This is a genomic window from Pseudomonas sp. LBUM1664, from assembly GCF_059695895.1.
The window spans coordinates 1954013-1973662 of sequence record NZ_CP166791.1 but is presented as its reverse complement, the minus strand read 5'-3'; the positions used below and the strand labels follow the sequence as shown (position 1 = coordinate 1973662).

Below are 19650 nucleotides of genomic sequence, written 5' to 3'. Positions count from 1 at the left end.
AGCTTGCTCCCTGGCCACAAAAGCAAGCGCATGACAGCGCCCACAGCGTTACTTTTCCCAATCCGCCTTGGCAATGTGCAAGCCATGCAACCCCTTGTACGCTGCTCGCTCAGGCTGGCTCCAGCCCTCCAGCAATGAAGCCTCCAACTGATAGATCTCCACCCCGAGCGGACGACAGACGCTGAGAGGATCCTGCGCATCCGGCCCCCACATCGCCAGCGATAGGTCACCGCCGGGGCAGGTGGACAAGGCACACAGCAGATCAATTTCGGCAAAAAACTCCAGATAATCGCCCTTCTGCGCCGGACAGGCCTTCATGAAGTACATGTCGTCATGATTGAGCCCGGTGCACTGAAAGATATTCAGCACATCGTGCACGTCGAATTCCGTCAAGCCATGGGGTAGCACCGCACGGGTCAAGTTCGAGTGACAGTGATGATGGAAGTCCTCGCCGGTCAGCATCCTGTTCACATACGGATCACAGCGTGTGCCCAGCAGATCGTGCAGCCGTCCACCATGCTCGTCGATGCCGTAACCGGCCAGGCTGTCATCGGTGATGGTCACCAATGGCCGCAAAAATGGCAGGTTCGACCACAGCCGATCATGGGTGCTGACGTGGGCGCCCTGAAGCTGGCGAGTGCGCGCCGCCCACAGGCGTTCCCGCGGATCGTGGGCATTCCAGACATTGAAATCCCCCACCTGCGGGCCCACCGGGGTCGTAACGCGAAACACATGACCGGCCGGCACATGCCAGGCGCGGCCGGTGCGGATCGGCACTTCGAACTGCTCGATCAACGTGCGCTTGTCCTGCTGCATGCGGATCCGCTCGTAAAATGCCTTGTCCACCTGCAGGGCCGAGCCTTTGCTGACCTGGTAGGCCGCCGGATAATCTTTGTACATGGCACACATCCTCGAACAGTGATGGGTCGCTGGGGTCAGGAATTGCAAAAGCAGTTGCTCGGAGTCCTCGAGATAATGTGATCAGCCGGGGAAAGTCCGTTGTCCATGCTCAAAGCCTCCAGATTGTTCAACAATCAGTTTTCAATGAGCAGTCACGTTTTGTGCCAGGTGCATCCCGGAACGCAAAAAGGCCAGTCATCACGACCGGCCTCTTTCACTATTTCACCTCAGTTCACTTCCAGCTTGTCGCGATTCCTGTCCAGGATCGCCTTGCCAATTCCCTTGACCTCCAGCAATTCCTCTACCGACGAGAAGGCCCCATTACTCTCACGGTATGCAACAATCGCCTTGGCCTTGGCCTCGCCTATCCCCGACAACTCGCGTTGCAGCGTAGCGGCATCCGCCCCGTTAAGATCCACCTTGGCGCTTTGCGGTTTTGCCGACACGTCCATTGCCTGCGGCGCCGCCGTTGTCTCGGGTTTGACCGCGGGCGCAGCGATGACAGCTATAGAGGCGCTGGTCAGAAGGGCAAAAACCAGAGAGTAGAAATAGCCTGTACGCATAAGTGACGCTCCATGACATCGTTAAGAAAGAAGCAGCTTTTGCGAAGCTGCCTCTCAAACTTAGGCGATGCTGGGGCACTGTCAAAAATGTGTACGTTACAGACTGTGTAACAATCAGGGCTCCAAGCGGCGCTGCTGGTAGATCCAGTCGACAATCTCCCCGTCGGGCGAATAGCCATTGACCGTTTCGCGCAAGAGCTGGCGCACTCGCCCGTAATCATCCCCCTCAACGGCGTTGAGCAGGTCACTCAACTTCAGCTTCAACACATCCCAGGGCAAATGGTCCTCATTGGCTGTCATGATCATCGGGTGCTCGGTCGCCGCGACGTTATCGCCGATCAACAGCTCTTCATACAGCTTCTCACCAGGCCGCAGGCCAGTGAACTTGATGGAAATATCGCCCTGGGGATTGCGCTCTGAACGAATGCTCAAGCCCGACAGGTGGATCATCTTCTTCGCCAACTCGACGATCTTCACCGGCTCGCCCATATCCAGCACGAACACATCCCCGCCTTGCCCCATGGAACCGGCCTGAATCACCAATTGCGCAGCTTCGGGTATGGTCATGAAGTAGCGGGTGATCTTCGGGTGAGTGACCGTCAGCGGGCCACCAGACTTGATCTGGCCATGGAACAAAGGAATGACGGAGCCCGACGAGCCCAGGACATTGCCGAAACGAACCATTGTGAAGCGGGTTTTGTTAACCCGCGACACATTGGCCTTATCGCCAAACAGCACGGGGGCAACCTCACGGCTGAGGGCTTGAAGCGTCAACTCAGCCAAACGCTTGGTGCTGCCCATGACATTAGTCGGGCGCACCGCCTTGTCGGTGGAAATCAGCACAAAGCTGGACACTCCCGACTGCAACGCCGCTTGAGCGGTGTTGAGCGTACCGATGACATTGTTCAACACACCTTCGGCAATGTTGTGCTCAACCATCGGAACATGCTTGTAGGCGGCAGCGTGATAGACCGTATCCACTTTCCAAGTTTTCATCACATCCAGCAGTTTGTCCTGATGACGGATGGAACCAAGAATGGGCAACAACTTGACCGACACCGACTTGCGAGAGGTGCGCTCCTCAAGCTCCGTAAGAATCTTGTAGAGGTTGAACTCACTGTGCTCGAACAGTAGAAGCGTGGTCGGCTCCAAGGAAAAAATCTGCCGGCACAACTCCGCCCCAATCGACCCACCCGCCCCCGTCACCATCACCGTCTTGCCCTTGATACAGCGCTCGAGCAAATCGGCCTGGGCAGGTACCGCATCCCGACCAAGCAGGTCAGCGATGTCGACTTCCTGGATGTCATCGACCTTCACCCGGCCACTGGCCAGATCGGTGAAGTTCGGGACGCTTCGCACGTGAAGCGGATAATCTTCCAGCAGATTGAGAATTTCCCTGCGTCGTGCGCGGGTGGATGACGGCAATGCCAGGAGAATTTCCTGGGCACCCGTGACGTCGATCATCTGTTGGATGTGTTTGGGTTTGTAGACCTGAAGGCCCGAAATGGAACGATCGATGATGCTCAGATCATCATCGATGAAGGCCACTGGACGCATCACACGCCCCATGCGCAAAGCCGCCACCAACTGATTGCCTGCCACACCCGCTCCATAGATGGCGACCTTGGTCAACCCATCGTCACGACTGGTAAACGGCACATGCTGGGCCGCCGTGAACCAGTCGCCCATGAAGTATTGGCGCATGCACAGGCGCAGGCCGCCAATGATGACGAGGCTCAGCCACCAGTAGTTGAAAATGATTGATCGCGGGACGACGGTCTGGTGATTGCTGTACCAGTAGACGACGACCGCCAGGATTAGCGAAGAAAGACTAACGGCCTTGATGATAGCTATCAGGGCATCGTTGCCAAAATAGCGCATGACGGCTCGATACATGCCGAACCGGATAAATAAAGGAATGGCTATAACAGGCGCACAAGCAAAGAGCCAGAGATGGGCTCTCAATGGATTGTACATGTCGTCGATGCCAAGGCGGACGATAAAGGCGAGCCACAGGGCTGCCCAAACAAGTACTACGTCTGTAGCGACCTGAATGAAGCGTTTTTTCCTACGCGGCAAGCCTACAAGGAAAGTCCTGAGTCTCTCCATAATGTGATCGAACACTATCATCCACTCCCTTACCTAAATGCGCGATTGGATTGTACTGTCAGAGCAGTTTTAGCACATCATATAAGCGACTGATCCGGAAGCATAAATTAACAAATCAGATTTCATGAAGGCTATCACCACGCCATCACCTTCAAGAGGCCGGCGAACATTCAAATCAAGAAAATATAGCCTCAGGCCACCGCATCTACCTCAACACATGATGAAAAATCGATTGGCCCAGCATAGCTTCGGATCTGATGCAGCACAGACCTCGCCCGTCAAATCGCAGGTCTCGATGCTCGACGTCGTCCTTCACTCTCCTGCCTAGGAACACTTTTCCCCAACGAAGTGCCGCTCTCGAACAGACTTTTCGAGAGATCCACCTTAAAATGCCGCCCGGGTGCGCTCCGTAGACATTTTTCCGAGCACAGACTCCGTGCTCCACCCCCCGAAGCCCTGTCCCAATTTGCGCACTCCTTGAGCGCTTGGACCTACAGTTGACCGCGGGTACGGCAATCTATTTGGCAATGTTTGAGATGAACGAATGAACACGCAGCCCCCACCATCCGAGCAGAACGCGCGCACCACGGAAAGCGCCGTCGTGACGGCCACGAGCGCCAAAGTTGCTATTTTACTTTGCACTTATAACGGCTCGGCGTTTATCAGCGAACAGCTGGATTCATTCGCGATGCAAACCCACAAAAACTGGGTGGTCTATGCATCGGATGATGGCTCAAGTGATGAAACCCTCAAGCACCTGAAGAACTTTCAAACCCAACAGGGAGAAGAGCGCTTAATTATCCTGGATGGCCCGCGCCAGGGCTTCGCAAAGAACTTTCTCTCGCTGATAAAAAACCCCTCCATTGACGCTGATTATTTTGCCTTTAGTGATCAGGATGACATCTGGTTCCCGGACAAGCTGGAACGAAGCATTGCCCACCTCACAGCGGTACAAAACATTCCAGCGCTTTATTGCTCCAGGACTCGACTCATTTCCGCTGACCGACAGGTGATCGGTTTCTCCCCGCACTTTTTGGCCCCTCCTCACTTTCGCAATGCGTTAGTTCAAAGTATTGCAGGAGCCAATACAATGCTCATCAATCGCCACACAAGGGCATTACTCGCGCAGACACCTGACGACGCAACTGTCGTCGCCCACGACTGGCTGACTTATCTTCTGGTCAGCGGATGCGGTGGCAAAGTGATTTTCGATCAAGCCCCCACGCTCGACTACCGACAGCACGGTGGAAACCTGATTGGTGCGAACTCAGGGTTTAAAGAACGGCTGATTCGCCTGGGCAAGATGTGTTCGGGGCGGTTTAGCGAATGGAGCAATCAAAACCTGCTCGTGCTGGCCAGTTTCAAGCCAAGGTTGACACCCGAAAACCGACTGACTCTTGGCCAATTTGAGCAAGCTCGACAAAGCGCCCTGCTGCACAGGCTTTACCTGATGAAAGAGTCTGGAATCTATCGCCAGACTGGCAAAGGTAATCTCAGCCTATTCGTTGCCGCTTGCCTGAACAAAATTTGAAGTAACGCCGCCGCCCTACTGGAAAATCAGTATTGCGAGACACAATCTCAACGCCTGATCCGGCGGGCTTCGCAGCGCCGTGGATGCCTCCAAGTAGCATATATGATAAGGTGCAGCCCGCCCAACGGCGAAGGATAGCTGTCCAATAGCCATCAAATAATAGCACTTCAGTCAACACCGCTGAGTGCAAGCGCTGAACGTTTGAAGCTTGGCCTGACGTTTTTCAGTAGATACGCCAAGGGTAATTTTTCAGGCTCTGGGAAACCAATGGCTACGGTGATGATCGACAGTCAGCCCGTAGCATTTTGCAGGCAGTCGCCCAAAGCGGCCGAAGTAGCATGGGGCCAGTACCGAAACTGAAGGAACGAAATGAAGCAAGGTGGAATGCTCCCTCACCACGTGATCGGAAACGCCTCAAGCAATGAGTGAATTCACCCACTTCAGCGTCGCCTCAGTCAATAAAACGGGTATGACCCGCCTGACCTGTATGAATATTGTCCGCAACCAACGCCGGACACACAGCCCATTTTTCGACGGCTTTGCCTCCTTGCCACTACGTCAGGGCCACGGCAAAGACCTCACCTCGTTTCTGGTGGAGACTTTAAAACGATGAAAGCCACACTTCTTGCCATCCCGGAAGTCATTCTGTTCGAGCCAAAAATTTTTGGGGACGACCGCGGATTTTTCTACGAAAGCTTCAATCAGAAAGCTTTTGAAGAGGCCATAGGACGTTCCGTCCAGTTTGTGCAGGACAACCATTCGCGATCGGCAAAGGGTGTGCTCAGAGGCTTGCATTACCAGATCCAAAACACTCAGGGCAAGCTGGTGCGTGTAACACAAGGCGAGGTATTCGACGTCGCGGTGGATTTGCGCAAAAGCTCTGCGACATTCGGCAAATGGGTAGGCGCCCATTTGAGTGCTGAAAACAAACACCAGCTATGGGTTCCTGAAGGTTTCGCCCACGGCTTCGTGGTGTTGTCCGAGAGCGCCGAGTTCTTGTACAAGACAACTGACTACTACGCTCCCGCCCACGAACGTAGCCTGGCGTGGAACGACCCGAGCATCGGAATTGATTGGCCAATAGAGGCTGCGCCAGCGCTGTCCACGAAAGACCAAGCGGCCGTCTTGCTGCAAGACGCCGAGGTATTCGCCTAGTGAACCCACATGTCTCCCCGGCAGGTGGCCCCCTTAGCCTGCTGCGAAGCCTCTGGCACCACCGACAACTGATCGCTCAAATGACCAGGCGCGAAGTGATTGGCCGCTATCGAGGTTCGGTAATGGGACTGGCCTGGTCGTTCTTCAACCCGATCCTGATGTTGGCGGTATACACCTTCGTCTTCTCCGAGATTTTCAAGGCTCGATGGGTCGGCCAGGACGCGGGTAAAGGTGAGTTCGCGATTCTGCTGTTCGTTGGCATGATTGTGCATGGCCTGTTCGCCGAATGTGCCAACCGGGCACCGTCCCTGATTCTGTCGAACAGTAACTACGTAAAGAAAGTCGTGTTCCCGCTGGAGATTCTGCCGCTGATCACGCTAGGGTCGGCGCTGTTCCATACCTGCATAAGCTTGATCGTCCTGGTCCTCGCGCAGCTGCTTTTGACCCACGCTGTTCCATGGACTGCGATCCTGCTTCCGCTGGTATTAATGCCCTTGGTTCTGGGAACCCTGGGGGTCAGCTGGCTGTTGGCGTCGCTTGGTGTATTCCTACGCGATGTCAGCCATGTCATTGGTGTCCTGACCACCGTCCTGTTATTTCTTTCACCGGTGTTGTACCCAGTGGCGGCTCTGCCCGCCGCCTATCAGCCATGGCTGAAGCTGAACCCGCTCACCTATATCATTGAAGAAAGCCGCAACATTTTACTGTTCGGGCACCTACCTCAATGGAGCGATCTTCTAGTGGCAACGGTCATCGGAACGCTGATGGCTGCTGCTGGCTACTGGGTGTTCCAAAAAACACGTAAAGGATTTGCTGATGTCCTCTGATGACTTTGCAATCAGCGTAAGCAACGTCTCCAAATGCTTCTATACCTACGAAAAACCTCAAGATCGACTCAAGCAAGCCTTCGTGCCCAAATTGCAGCGATTGATCGGTCGCCCCGCTACCACCTACGGTAAAGAGTTCTGGGCCCTGCGGGACATCAATTTCACCGTTCAGAAAGGCGAAACCGTCGGTATCGTCGGTCGAAACGGTTCCGGAAAATCGACCCTGCTGCAGATCATCAGTGGCACGCTGACGCCAACAACAGGCGTCGTAGAAACCCGAGGCAGAATTGCAGCCCTCCTTGAGCTCGGTTCAGGTTTCAACCCTGAGTTCTCAGGACGAGAAAACATCTATCTGAACGCAGCCGTTCTCGGGCTTAGCCGCGATGAAGTGGATCAACGATTCGATGCAATCGCCAGCTTCGCGGACATTGGCGAATTCATCGATCAGCCGGTAAAAGCCTATTCGAGCGGGATGGCTGTACGATTGGCGTTTGCGGTACAAGCGCAAGTGGACCCCGACATCCTGATCGTCGATGAAGCGCTTTCCGTAGGGGATGCCAGATTTCAGGCCAAGTGCTTTGAACGCCTGCGCCAACTGAAAGACAATGGCACCAGTATTCTTTTGGTGACTCACGCGAGCGAGCAAGTGGTTACGCATTGTTCGCGTGCAATTCTGCTGGAGCGAAGCCGAGTCGAGTTGATTGATAAATCTCGTCCAGTCATCAATCGATACCTTGATATCTTGTTCGGTAGGGATAAGCGCCAAGACGGTGGGACCGAGCAGCCGCTGAATCAAGCGCCTTCCCAGGAAGTCATGCCTTCATTGGCAGACGCCGAACTTAGTTTCAGTGAAGACAAGTACTCCACCAAGATCGGCTACAACCCTCACGAGTACCGATGGGGCGACGGGGCGGCAACGCTGTTGGACTTCCACCTGAGCGCAGGCGGTCGTGAATACCCGAATACGATTGATGCGGGCGAACAGATTACCCTCTCTCTGGCCGTCAAGTTCAACCATCTCGTCGTCAACCCGATCCTTGGATTCACAATCAAAACCAAAGAAGGAGTCACCCTTTATGGCACTAACTCCTATTTGCTCGATTGCGACGACATGAGCCAGCTGGGAGCCCCTGGTACTCAGGCCACAGCGCGCCTGAGTTTTCAAAACAAGCTGGCTTGCGGTGACTATTTCATATCGGTTGGCCTGGCCTCTCGTCAAGGCGAAGAAATCATCCCACACGATCGTCGATATGACTCCATCCACTTCATCGTCTCACCCACACCTCGCCTTCATGGCTTGATAGATTTGGCTGTTTCCATGGATTTTGATCAGGTAAATAACAATGCTCGAGCTTGAGCGCAACGGATACTCCCGTAGCCCAGAGACAGGCGTATGGTTACGCTCCGACTATCAGGGCATTGCCTATAGCGACGGTGATCATGCAGAAAATCACCTGGCTCAAATTGTCCGTAATGCCAAAGACATATCCGTGTTGTCGGTGGAGCTTTCCGAGCACTGCCACGACTGGGCGAGCCTTTATCACCTCAGCTCAGCTCGTGGGAACATCCTTCGCCCTTTTGAGACTCACCTCAAGGGTCGCATTCTTGAGATCGGCGCAGGCTGCGGCGCAATCAGCCGTTATCTGGGCGAATGCGGTGGCGACGTTTTGAGCTTGGAGGGCAGCCCTCGCCGCGCAGCTATCGCCGCCAGCCGGACCCGAGATCTGGACAACGTCACGGTCCTTTCCGAACGATTTGACGACTTCAAAACCGAAGAGCGTTTCGACGCGATTACCCTAATTGGGGTGCTCGAATATGCCAGCATGTTCAGCTCGGACCCAGATCCGGCATACGCGATGCTCAAACGTATTCGCGAACTGCTGAAACCTAATGGCCGACTGTTCATTGCGATCGAAAACCAGCTGGGCCTGAAGTATTTCGCCGGTGCCCCCGAAGACCATGTCGGCATCAAGATGTATGGCATCGAAGGTCGCTACGCACCCGGGCAACCGCAAACGTATGGCCGCAAAGAACTGGCAGACCTGATCGCACGCGCTGGCTACAAGCGATCGGAATTCCTTTCGCCAAGTCCAGATTACAAAATTCCGAACTCCATCTTTACGGAACGCGGCATCGCCGCAAAAAACTTCGACTCAGGCAGCTTGAACGTTCAAAACGTTAAAAAAGACCCACAGTTGCCGCCCGACACCCATTTCAACCTTGAGAAAGCATGGCCTGTCGTTGTCGACAACCACTTGGGAATAGAGCTGGCGAACTCCTTCCTGATCGCTGCGTCGTGCGAAGACGACAAAGCCATCGCCGACGACGTGCTGGCCTATCACTTCAGCACCGGCCGAAAAGCGGCGTACTGCAAACAGGCACTGTTCGTAGAAACTGCCGAAGGCATCACCGTTCAATACACTCGACTTAACGCTGACAAGCCTGCGGCCGATGACAGCGGCTTCAACTATATCCTTCCTGAAACTGATCGCTACGTTCAGGGACGCATACTGAGCCTGGATTTCCTCTCCATTGCCAGCAGTTCGACCTGGTCGATGGAGCAGTTTGCAGCGTTCATGAAAAGCTATGTGGACCACCTGCGAACCCTACTTGCCGATCAAGGATTCAACCTTCCACTGGCCAGTGCAGATGAGCGCTTACCCGGGAGGTTTATCGATGCAGTGCCTCAAAATGTCGTGCTACAACGCGACGGCACGCCAAAGCTAATCGATATTGAGTGGGAAGACGTCGGGGGTGTCGAGCTTGGACACCTATTGATGCGTGGGCTGCTGTTGCTCTTGGCCAGCGCCGGTCCTTTGCCGGAAGGTCAGCGAGCGTTGACTCGTCGGGAGTTCATAGCTGGGGCCTTCGACGCTGTAGGCTTGTCTGTCACTTGCGAACAGCTGGACAAATACGTCCTCGAAGAGTCCCGCTTCCAGGAGCAGGTAACCGGTCGAGCGCGTGATACCTTCATCGACTGGCGGCCAGAGGAGCCGGTCAATCCGCAAGCGCCAGATGCAAGCGTTCCGCTATGTGCATCGCTCTACTACGCGGAAACGGAAGATGGCTTTAACGAACAAGCCGTCATTCATCGCGAGATCACACTCGGTCAACAGACCTTAACGTTCCCATTGGGCGGGATTCCGGCATCGTCGACAGTCTTGCGACTGGATCCGGTAAACCGACGGGCCTGCTTCTCCATTGCGTCGTTGCGCGTCCTTAAAGACAACAACGTCGAGTGGGAATGGTCCGGCCATCTTGAAGATCTATCCCATTGCTCGGAAGTCTTACAGCTGCTCAATGGAGTCGGGAAGAGTGGGTTGCTTCTCAGCACGACTGAAGATGCGTTTTTTATCCTTCCGATCAAGCTGGAGAACCTGTCGGGGCGGGAAGACTCGGTATTGGAGTTAAAAATCCATCACCACGATAACCGTGATGCCTTTGAAAAGCTGGGCTTGTCCATTCAACCAGGGTTGGGCAAAAAGCAACTCCAAGAGCAGGACCCCATGCCGCTGCTGATTGGCATAAACGCCAAACTCTGGCAAGACGCAGCTGCTGAAACAGCTAATCGCATTCCCGAGATAGCTATGCTCAATGACGAAATAGCTATGCTCTCTCAGGAAATGGCTAAGACCGCCCGCGAAAAAGATACACATATACATAACCTGAACCTCACCATACAAGCATTGCAGGGATCGACAAGCTGGCTCGTTACGGCCCCCCTGCGCAAATCCGTCGTGCTTGCCAGACGCCTGAAAAAAGGGCTGCAACTAATCTCCCTGATAATCAAACGGGGCGGTGGCTTGCAAAAGGCCCTGAAAAAAACACATAGCATCTGGAAAAAGCAGGGGGTAGCTGGGATTCTCGCTCGCCTTCGTTGGCTGAGTCGGCAAGAAAATCTCGCCTTCGTCGGCCAGGAAACTCGAGCGGTGCCAGATCGCCACGACTACGCATTGTGGGTGAAGTATTACGACACCATCGACGCGAGCGCACGAGCGCACATGATGGAGGAAATGAGTCATTGGAACAGCGCCCCACTGATCTCCATAATCATGCCAGTATACAATCCGCCACTCGACCTATTGCGCGAAGCCATCGACAGTGTCAAAGGCCAGCTATACCCAAACTGGCAATTGTGTCTTGCAGACGACGCCTCAACAAATCCAGAAGTACTCACCTACCTGAAAGCACTATCTATTGCAGACCCGCGAATTGACGTGGTTTTCAGACCTGAGAATGGCCATATATCCCGTGCTAGCAACTCTGCATTGGAAATAGCTAAGGGCCAGTATATTGCACTCATGGACAATGATGACCTGCTGCCAGGACATGCCCTGTACTGGGTCGCTCGCACCGTCCTGGAAAACCCGGGAGTAGGCTTGATCTATTCCGACGAAGACAAAATCGATACCCAAGGTCAGCGAAGCTCACCTTATTTCAAGTCCGACTGGAACGAATATCTGTTCCGCTCTCAGAACATGATTTGTCATTTAGGGGTCTACCGTCGAGACCTCGTCAATGAAGTAGGTCAATTCCGTGTAGGGTTCGAAGGTGCGCAAGACTACGATCTGGCATTGCGTTGCGTAGAAAAACTTAACCGTGATGAAATCGTTCATATCCCGCGAGTGCTTTACCACTGGCGCATGCACAGTGGCAGTACCGCAATGGCTGGCGACGAAAAGCCCTATGCAGCATTGGCGGGAGTGAAGGCTCTTGACGAGCACCTCCAGCGAAAAGGAAACATCGGCACAACAGAATTACTGCCTATGGGCATGTACCGTGTGCACTATCGACTGCCTGCTGTTCTTCCTATGGTCAGCTTGATAATTCCTACGCGTAATGCCCATGCATTGGTTAAGCAATGTATCGATAGCATCAAGCAGCTCACGTCCTACTCCAATTACGAGATCATTCTCGTTGACAACGGTTCAGACGAACCTGAGTCCTTAAAATATTTTGAAGAGATAAATCAGGAAAAAAATATAACCGTACTGCGCGATGACAGCCCCTTCAATTATTCCGCCCTGAATAATAAAGCTGTAAAAATAGCGCGCGGAGAGCTTGTAGGCCTGATCAATAACGACATCGAAGTTATCAGCGAGAATTGGCTCGGTGAAATGGTATCCATCGCACTACAGCCCAATGTCGGGGCCATAGGCGCGCGTTTGTGGTATCCAGATGACCGCTTGCAGCACGGCGGCGTACTCGTAGGGATTGGCGGCGTCGCCGGACATTCGCATAAATATTTACCTAAAGGCGATTATGGCTATTTTTGCAGGGCTGCGTTAACGCAAGAGTTTTCAGCCGTAACAGCTGCCTGTTTAATCATACGAAAAAACATTTTTGAACAAGTATCTGGTTTAGACGAAACAAACCTGAAAGTTGCATTCAACGATGTTGATTTCTGCCTCAGGGTTCAAGAAGCTGGCTATATAAACGTATGGACGCCCTATTCAGAGATGTACCATCACGAATCAGCCACACGCGGCACTGAAGACACACCAGAGAAAAAAGAGCGTTTTGAAACCGAGGTCATGCACATGAAGTCGCGCTGGCCGGATATCCAGAACGATTATGCGTACAATCCGAACTTGACGCTTGATCATGAGGACTTTGGGCTTGCTTGGCCTCCTAGGATTAAGATTTGACTCTCATTTGGCGGACACCTCTATCCCTTTATTCGACGGCATATAAACAATGATTTCAAATCAAAAAATCGCGACTGTAATCCCTTGCTACAAGGTAAAAAAACATATCCTGAAAGTAATCAGCGATATGATTTCAGACGTAGATAAAATATATGTTGTCGATGATTGCTGCCCTGAGGGTACGGGAGACTTCGTAATCGCCAACTGCTCCGACCCGCGAGTTGTCGTTGTAAGGTGCGAAGAAAATCAAGGCGTGGGTGGCGCAGTAATGACCGGCTACAGTGCCGCAATCCAAGATGACATGGATATTATCGTAAAGGTCGATGGCGATGGGCAGATGGATCCGTCACTAATACCCGCGTTCATCACGCCAATTCTTAACGGCGAAGCTGATTACACTAAGGGTAACCGTTTTTTTGATCTGGAAGAAATCCAGCAAATGCCAAAAATGCGCCTTTTCGGTAATGCCGCACTATCTTTCATGACAAAACTATCATCTGGGTACTGGGACTTATTTGACCCAACCAACGGTTTCACTGCAATACACAGCGATGTGGCAAAGCATTTACCCATGAAAAAAATCAGTCGCCGTTATTTTTTTGAAACCGATATGTTATTTCGACTAAATACATTACGCGCCGTGGTAGTGGATATCCCTATGGACGCAAAATATGCTGATGAAGTGAGCAATCTTAAAATCTCAAAAGTGGTTGGGGAGTTTTTCTTTAAGCATCTGAGAAATATGGGGAAACGCATATTTTATAATTACTACCTCAGGGATATGTCTCTAGCCTCCATTGAGCTACCGTTGGGGCTGCTGATGGTGACCCTTGGGGGAGTATTTGGTCTGTCGCACTGGATCAGCTCAATACAATCAGGCGTAGCCACATCCGCAGGAACCGTGATGCTATCTGCGTTACCTTTAATCCTAGGCACCCAGTTCATTCTTGCGTTCATCGGGCACGACGTTCAATCTATTCCGAAGAGGCCTTTTCACTTGCAAAATAGAAAACTTTCTAACAATATCAAAAGGTAACCACGTGACATACTTGATTGCTTTTATTTGCGTACTGGGAATAGCTGCGGGCCAGATTCTTTTTAAGCTAAGCGCGGCATCGCTTCAAAAAAGCGGAAGCTTTTTTGATCCCAATACACTTCTCACACTCTTTAGCGCCTTTGCTCTATACGGTATTACAACAATCGCTTGGGTCTGGGTTCTTCAAAAAATCGAATTAGGGAAAGTATACCCCCTGATGGCGTTGGCCTTTGTTATTGTCCCCATTGGAAGCCATCTGTTTTTTGGAGAAAAATTTCAACCTCAATACTTCCTCGGGGTAGCGATAATAATTATTGGCATTGTTCTCGCTGTTAAAGCCTAACCATCGCTAACTTTTATCGCTAACGAGGAGCTCATGGCGCCCAACATGATACCTACTAATCAGTTATTACAAAAAACAAAAAACCTCCTTCTTTCAACACTGTTATTTTTGACTTTTATCGGTTTCGCTGCAAACGAAGCGTACTCATCGGAACAGCTGGGTGAAGGAACGATTGATGTTATAAAGCAAGAAAATAATAAAATACTTGCTGAAGGCTGGGTGGGTGCTAGTAAACCCTCTCAACAGGTAACGTCACTATCGGTTTGGCTCGCTGATAAAAAAATATATGACGGGCAGTTCGAGCGATATGAACGTCCAGATGTCGTCAAAGTGAAAAACCGCAGCGATTGGTTACGATCAGGATGGCGTTTAAGGTTCTCGGTACCTGATGAGATAAAAACAGGTGACTACCCCGTAAAAATCATTGCAACACTCGACACTGGAAAAGAAATAACACTCTTCACAAATCAAACGACTCACACTGTTGCAATAGACGGATCGATTAATGAAAACAACAAACATGCTAGAGTCATCAAGCGAATCATCGCGATCACCCTAGCATCATTAGCAATATTATTTCTTTACACAGACAACATACATTCTTGGATCAAAGCCAAGACCCAATTCATTTTCGGCCAACCGCTGCTATTTGGAGCCGGTTTAATCGCCTCGTTTCTTCTGTTCGTCGGCATAGGCCTTACTGGTTCTTCGTTTAACATTGGCCTTTCTCAGTCCCCTTTTGTAAAAGCAAACATTGGCAACGTCATGGGACAGAATCAGGCAATTCGAAGTGATGAATGGCTGGTCCTCACGCCTTTAGCCATTGCTCAATTCAATCATGTTCCAGCCAATCCCGTGAAAAATACTAATCACGGTGAAGACGGTCAGAATATGCTAATTGTAGGTATGACTGGTGTTCCAGTATGGCACCTATCCGCCATCGCCAAACCTGCGACCTGGGGATATTTTTTCTTTGATCTAAAAAGAGCATTAGCCTGGAACTGGTTATTCCCTATTTTTTCCTGCTTAATCGCACTATGGGCCGCAGTCGCCATAATGTTACCTGGAAACTGGAAGGCCAGCTTCCTTATTTCATTACTATTTAGCTCAGCGCCTTATGTTGTAGCCTGGTCAAACTGGCCAGCTTACGCCGTTTTCTTTCCAAGCCTTATTTTCGTCTGCGCCAACTCCATTCTTCGCACAAACAGCCCCTTGAAAAAAATAGCACTTGGGGTCCTGCTGGGGATTACTTTCGCGGGTTTCGTATTTATTCTTTATCCGCCATGGCAAGTCTCTCTAGCTTATATCTTCATGGCACTGACAATCGGCGTAGTGATCCGAGATAAGCTCTATAAAAATTTTAATCCGACCGTTATTTACAGCCTCATTATCGCGCTTGGGATCGCTATTACTATATTGCTATTCTGGTGGCTTGATGCGAGAACGGCCATTCAGGCCATGGAGGAGACCGTATACCCTGGCCAACGGACTACCGTTGTCGGGGGGACAATGTCAATACCGACTTTGCTACGCGGCTTCACTAACATCATAACACTTCAACAATTAGACAGCCCATTCAGCAATCAAAGTGAAATTGCGTCCTTCCCATATCTGTTCTTACCTCTGGCGCTTCTTTTCATTTTAAGGGCTGTGCAAAAATCCCTCACCGCGCTGGAAATTTCATTAGCCGTAGCTATTTTATTTATAATCTTCTTTATGTTTATCGGCATCCCCTCTGATATTGCAAAATACTCACTATGGGGTCGCGTTCCACCGAACAGAGCGGACTTAGCACTTGGTTTATCCTCACTACTACTGTCAGGATTGCTTCTAACGAGTGAGCACAAACGCATCCCCTATGAGAACACGGTAAAATTATTCTCCGCAGCCGCATCCATCCTATGGGCTTATATAGTTTATAAAGCGCTCGGTGATTTGAATGATACGATACTGGCTGGCTTCAACAGCAACTTAATGCTGGCACTCATTATCGTAATCGCAATGCTTGGATATTTCTTAGCCACCGGAAACTTTAAGGCATTTGCCTATCTGAGCTTAGGACTGTCGACATCCACTACGTTTGCATTCAATCCAATCAACATCGCTCCGCACGACGTCACAAGTACGTTTGATAAAAATCCACCTGTACCGTTTGACAATCAGCGCGTGTTGGTTCTCGAAAACATGACACCTGCAATGTATTTGGTTGCCAGTGGCATGCCCATAGCCAATGGGATATTTTATTATCCTCAGAAATCCCTATGGACTCGTCTCGACCCTAACGGCAAGCAGTCAGATATTTATAATCGCTACCAACACTTATCTTATTCAGGAGTAGATGCCGTATCTCTCGGGTACTTCAGCTTAGAAACCCCAAGACCCGACGTAGTTAACATAAAGGTAGACTTGGAAAATTTTGACTTCGTTCTTAGTGGAGCTGGCCTGATAACGGCGCCAGCCAGTAGTCAGTCGATGCTGGAGAAAAATAAAAGCCTGACATTTATCAAGAGCGCCGATGGCTGGGTGTGGTACTCCGTAAACAGATAGTGTCAATGCAGCCTAAGAAGCCTCTTTAACGAGGCTTTTTGGTCTAAGCTTTCAGGATCCGCAAACGTGGAACGCTTCCATTGCATCTGGTGATCTCGACTTAGCGCCTCAATTTATATATCGCTGCGACCAGAGGAACATATGCAACCAGCAATCCGACAGCACCTTGAACAAGGTTCATTCCGACTAGCACAGCAATCGGCAATAACCAAATAGCATTAAGAAAAACCACAGCACTTGTCACCAAAGAATGACTACTATATTTCCTCGCTGCGTATTGGTAAGCATGGGTTCGATGAGCCTCGTATATCCTGGCCCCTTCTATCATTCGTGCCAGCAGCGTAAAAGTCGCGTCAACAACAAACACCCCAAGTAAAATAAGCCAGCACCACAACAGCACCGACTTAGTCGAGGATGAGAGAAGTGCTATCGCGCCAATGACAAGCCCAAGAAACCCACTCCCCGCATCCCCCATAAAAATCTTCGCTGGTGGAAAGTTCCACCAAAGAAACCCAGCCACGGCCGCCGTCAGAATCAACGGTGCCCAGATCAGCTCGACATTGCCGCTGACCCAATAAACCACACACATCCCCAAACACACGCTGATCGCCTCAGCACTGGCCAAACCATCTATGCCGTCCATAAAGTTATAGAGGTTGAGCATCCATACCAAGTACACCAATGCCAGGATATTACCGAACCAGCCCATATCAACGGTCAGGCCAAACAGCTCGATGGGTGCAAGACCGTTCAACCAGAACAGCGCCCAGGCCGCCGCAACGAAATGCCCCAACAATCGCCATCTGGCAGCTATATGCCCATGATCGTCGGCGAATCCTATAATCGCGACGAGCAGCCCGGCACCAAACAAGCCGTACAAAGCCGCCGGGCTTAGGAGATCAAGCCCGGAAAGTACAGGTAGTGCCAGCAGAAAGGAAATCACGATGGCCACCCCTCCCCCGCGCGGCGTCGGGATCGAGTGAGAGCTGCGCTCATTAGGTATGTCCATCAAACTCTTTGCCAAGGCATAACGACGCAAGATGAGCGTCAATGCCCACGAAACAGCGAATACCGCGAGCAGCAGCCACCAAACAATCATTTCGTTTGTTTTTCCAGATAATGGCCTGCGGTCTGGCGCATGGCGTTGTCCATGTTAATGGGGGGCGTCCATCCCAATAATTCATGATTTTTTGTGATATCGACTTGCAGCGAACCGCATATGCGTTGAGCAACCGCTTGCTTGCCCAGTGCCGAAGCCGCCAGTTTCAACAGCCATTCAGGTACAGGCAAGAGTCGGGCAGGCTTGCCTAACGCCTGGGACAGGCGACGCAGCAGTTGAGTGGTAGAGACGTCTTCTCCGTCGCTGACCAGAAAGACCTGGTTGGCCGCGGCGCGATGGTCAATACACGTGACAATGAGGCTTCCCAGATTGTCGATGGCGACCAGACTTCGCTGATTTCGAATGGCCCCCAGGGGCAACGGAATGCCTTTATTGAGCCAGTTCATCATGCTCAAGAAATTCGCTTTGACCCCCGGGCCATATACCAGGGTCGGACGGATGATCACGATTTCCATCCCCGTATCGCGGCCCAATTGCTTCAACGCCTCTTCAGCTTCGTACTTGGACACGCCATAAGGATCCAGCGGGCGCGGATGATCATCAGCCTTGAATGGTTTACCCAGCAGCGTACTTTCACCGTTGACCTTTATCGAGCTGATGAAGATAAAGCGCTTCACCCCTGATTCGGCGGCACGCTTTGCAAGCCTGAGTGTTCCTTCCACGTTGACCTTACGAAACTCGGCCAAAGCATCGACGCAGGTTTCATTCATGACGTGCACCCGGGCAGCGGCATGAACGACCACCTGGACATCATCGAGTGCGGGTAAAAGCTCGGCGTGGGTAAGATCGAAGGGCACCACGGGACACAATCCATGCAACCGCGTCGCGCCCCGAGCAGCAGCAATCGGGCTGAATTTCATGTCCGCCAACAACCTGAAAACCAGCGCCTCGCCAACAAAACCGCTTGCCCCTGTGATCAATACCTTCGGGGCTGTCATTGGGGTTTTTTTCCTATCAATGCCGTGACCCAGCAAATACAAAAGAAGAACACCTTATCCCGGACTCGCCGACGACAACGCCAGGCGCTGAAGGAAAGCTTGATGAGTTGTATACGGCGCAAACTCAGCCACGTTTGCACAAAAGGATTGGCGCCCTGCCCCACCAACAGCGCAATCAACTGAACCTGATTGAACCACCAACCATCATGAATGGTTTTATAACGGGAAATCAGCGGGCTCAAGCCCTTATTGGCGCCTACCTGGTTACGCTCATGCTGGCGATAGTCCATGGACGGCTCAGGGTCGATATACCAGAGGTAACCGTGGCTACGAGCAAAGGCGTAGAAATACCAGTCATGCAGGCTGACATTTTGCAGTTGCTGCCAATTGGCGAGTATCGAAGCCTTTAGCGAGTCCGCCAGTTTTTTGCTCATCACATAAGTGCAACCAGGACCGGCCGCTTCGAACAGGAAGTCCCAGGCGACCTGAGGTTGTGCCTTGTCCAACACGTGAGTGCTGCCGTTGGCCCAGAAGGCTGTGACATTACTGGAATAGGCATCTACGCGATGGGCCTGGATGGCTTCGCAGGCACGCTGGAGTTTATTCGAATGCCAAACATCATCCTGGTCGGCAAAGGCAACTAAATCGTAGCCTTCGAAGTCGACATCGCGGATGAGGCGGAAAAAGTTACGGGAGGCACCGCCAAATGTACCCGCAGCGGGCAAGGCCAGCACCTCAGGATGTTCAGCCGCATAAGCCGCACACCAGGCTTCGGTACCGTCAGTGGAAGGATCGATACTGATATAAACGGTTACGTCGACAGCTGACTGGCCGAGGATCGAGCTCAACTGCTGCTCGATCCACTGCATGCCGTTGTAGGCAGCCAGCAAAACCAAAACCTTGGGAAGTTTTACTGGCATGCCATTCCTGCCT

Annotated in this window: 15 protein-coding genes; 9 read left to right on the top strand and 6 right to left on the bottom strand. The window is 51.7% G+C overall.

Annotated elements, in window-relative coordinates; translation table 11 throughout:
• Nucleotides 1–48: 48 nt before the first annotated feature.
• From ACA047_RS09360 to ACA047_RS09350, 3 genes are all read right to left on the bottom strand, one after another.
• Entirely contained in the window at nucleotides 49–900 is an 852-nt protein-coding gene (locus ACA047_RS09360; RefSeq protein ID WP_497358669.1) for an urea carboxylase-associated family protein, read from the bottom strand.
• 227 nt (nucleotides 901–1127) lie between these two features.
• Nucleotides 1128–1463, bottom strand: coding sequence for a ComEA family DNA-binding protein (locus ACA047_RS09355; protein ID WP_497358667.1), 336 nt, complete (start codon nucleotides 1461–1463; stop codon nucleotides 1128–1130).
• Between the two features lie 114 nt (nucleotides 1464–1577).
• Nucleotides 1578–3572, bottom strand: coding sequence for a polysaccharide biosynthesis protein (locus ACA047_RS09350; RefSeq protein WP_497360279.1), 1995 nt, complete (start codon nucleotides 3570–3572; stop codon nucleotides 1578–1580).
• A gap of 544 nt (nucleotides 3573–4116) precedes the next feature.
• Between ACA047_RS09350 and ACA047_RS09345 the strand changes: the two genes are divergently transcribed.
• The 9 genes from ACA047_RS09345 to ACA047_RS09305 all read left to right on the top strand — a co-directional run bounded on the left by ACA047_RS09345 (nucleotide 4117) and on the right by ACA047_RS09305 (nucleotide 16659).
• Nucleotides 4117–5103: a glycosyltransferase family 2 protein gene (locus ACA047_RS09345; protein WP_497358665.1), complete on the top strand. Its 987-nt coding sequence runs from the start codon at nucleotides 4117–4119 to the stop codon at nucleotides 5101–5103.
• A gap of 421 nt (nucleotides 5104–5524) precedes the next feature.
• Nucleotides 5525–5716: a hypothetical protein gene (locus ACA047_RS09340; protein ID WP_497358663.1), complete on the top strand. Its 192-nt coding sequence runs from the start codon at nucleotides 5525–5527 to the stop codon at nucleotides 5714–5716.
• The gene (gene rfbC, locus ACA047_RS09335) at nucleotides 5713–6258 is read left to right on the top strand and encodes a dTDP-4-dehydrorhamnose 3,5-epimerase (protein WP_497358661.1); all 546 of its coding nucleotides are present in this window, start codon (nucleotides 5713–5715) and stop codon (nucleotides 6256–6258) included. Before ACA047_RS09340 ends, rfbC begins: the two co-directional genes overlap by 4 nt.
• On the top strand, nucleotides 6258–7085 hold the full coding sequence (locus ACA047_RS09330) for an ABC transporter permease (protein WP_497358659.1): 828 nt from the start codon (nucleotides 6258–6260) through the stop codon (nucleotides 7083–7085). Before rfbC ends, ACA047_RS09330 begins: the two co-directional genes overlap by 1 nt.
• The gene (locus ACA047_RS09325; RefSeq protein WP_497358657.1) at nucleotides 7075–8442 is read left to right on the top strand and encodes an ABC transporter ATP-binding protein; all 1368 of its coding nucleotides are present in this window, start codon (nucleotides 7075–7077) and stop codon (nucleotides 8440–8442) included. Before ACA047_RS09330 ends, ACA047_RS09325 begins: the two co-directional genes overlap by 11 nt.
• Nucleotides 8429–12733, top strand: a complete 4305-nt coding sequence (locus ACA047_RS09320) for a glycosyltransferase (RefSeq protein WP_497358655.1) — start codon at nucleotides 8429–8431, stop codon at nucleotides 12731–12733. Before ACA047_RS09325 ends, ACA047_RS09320 begins: the two co-directional genes overlap by 14 nt.
• A 49-nt stretch (nucleotides 12734–12782) precedes the next feature.
• On the top strand, nucleotides 12783–13769 hold the full coding sequence (locus ACA047_RS09315; RefSeq protein ID WP_497358653.1) for a glycosyltransferase family 2 protein: 987 nt from the start codon (nucleotides 12783–12785) through the stop codon (nucleotides 13767–13769).
• 4 nt (nucleotides 13770–13773) lie between these two features.
• Complete coding sequence (locus tag ACA047_RS09310; protein WP_497358651.1) at nucleotides 13774–14112, top strand: EamA family transporter; 339 nt, start codon at nucleotides 13774–13776, stop codon at nucleotides 14110–14112.
• Nucleotides 14113–14145: 33 nt separating this feature from the next.
• Nucleotides 14146–16659: a DUF7657 domain-containing protein gene (locus ACA047_RS09305; RefSeq protein WP_497358649.1), complete on the top strand. Its 2514-nt coding sequence runs from the start codon at nucleotides 14146–14148 to the stop codon at nucleotides 16657–16659.
• Nucleotides 16660–16759: 100 nt separating this feature from the next.
• Here the strand turns inward: ACA047_RS09305 and ACA047_RS09300 are convergent, their stop codons facing one another.
• The 3 genes from ACA047_RS09300 to ACA047_RS09290 are packed head-to-tail and all read right to left on the bottom strand — an operon-like array spanning nucleotide 16760 to nucleotide 19637.
• On the bottom strand, nucleotides 16760–17758 hold the full coding sequence (locus ACA047_RS09300) for an MraY family glycosyltransferase (protein WP_497358647.1): 999 nt from the start codon (nucleotides 17756–17758) through the stop codon (nucleotides 16760–16762).
• A complete protein-coding gene (locus ACA047_RS09295; protein ID WP_497358645.1) occupies nucleotides 17755–18717 on the bottom strand; it encodes a UDP-glucose 4-epimerase family protein in 963 nt (320 codons plus the stop codon). The genes ACA047_RS09300 and ACA047_RS09295 overlap by 4 nt, the downstream gene beginning before the upstream one ends.
• A complete protein-coding gene (locus ACA047_RS09290) occupies nucleotides 18714–19637 on the bottom strand; it encodes a glycosyltransferase (RefSeq protein ID WP_497358643.1) in 924 nt (307 codons plus the stop codon). Before ACA047_RS09290 ends, ACA047_RS09295 begins: the two co-directional genes overlap by 4 nt.
• Between the last annotated feature and the right edge of the window lie 13 nt (nucleotides 19638–19650).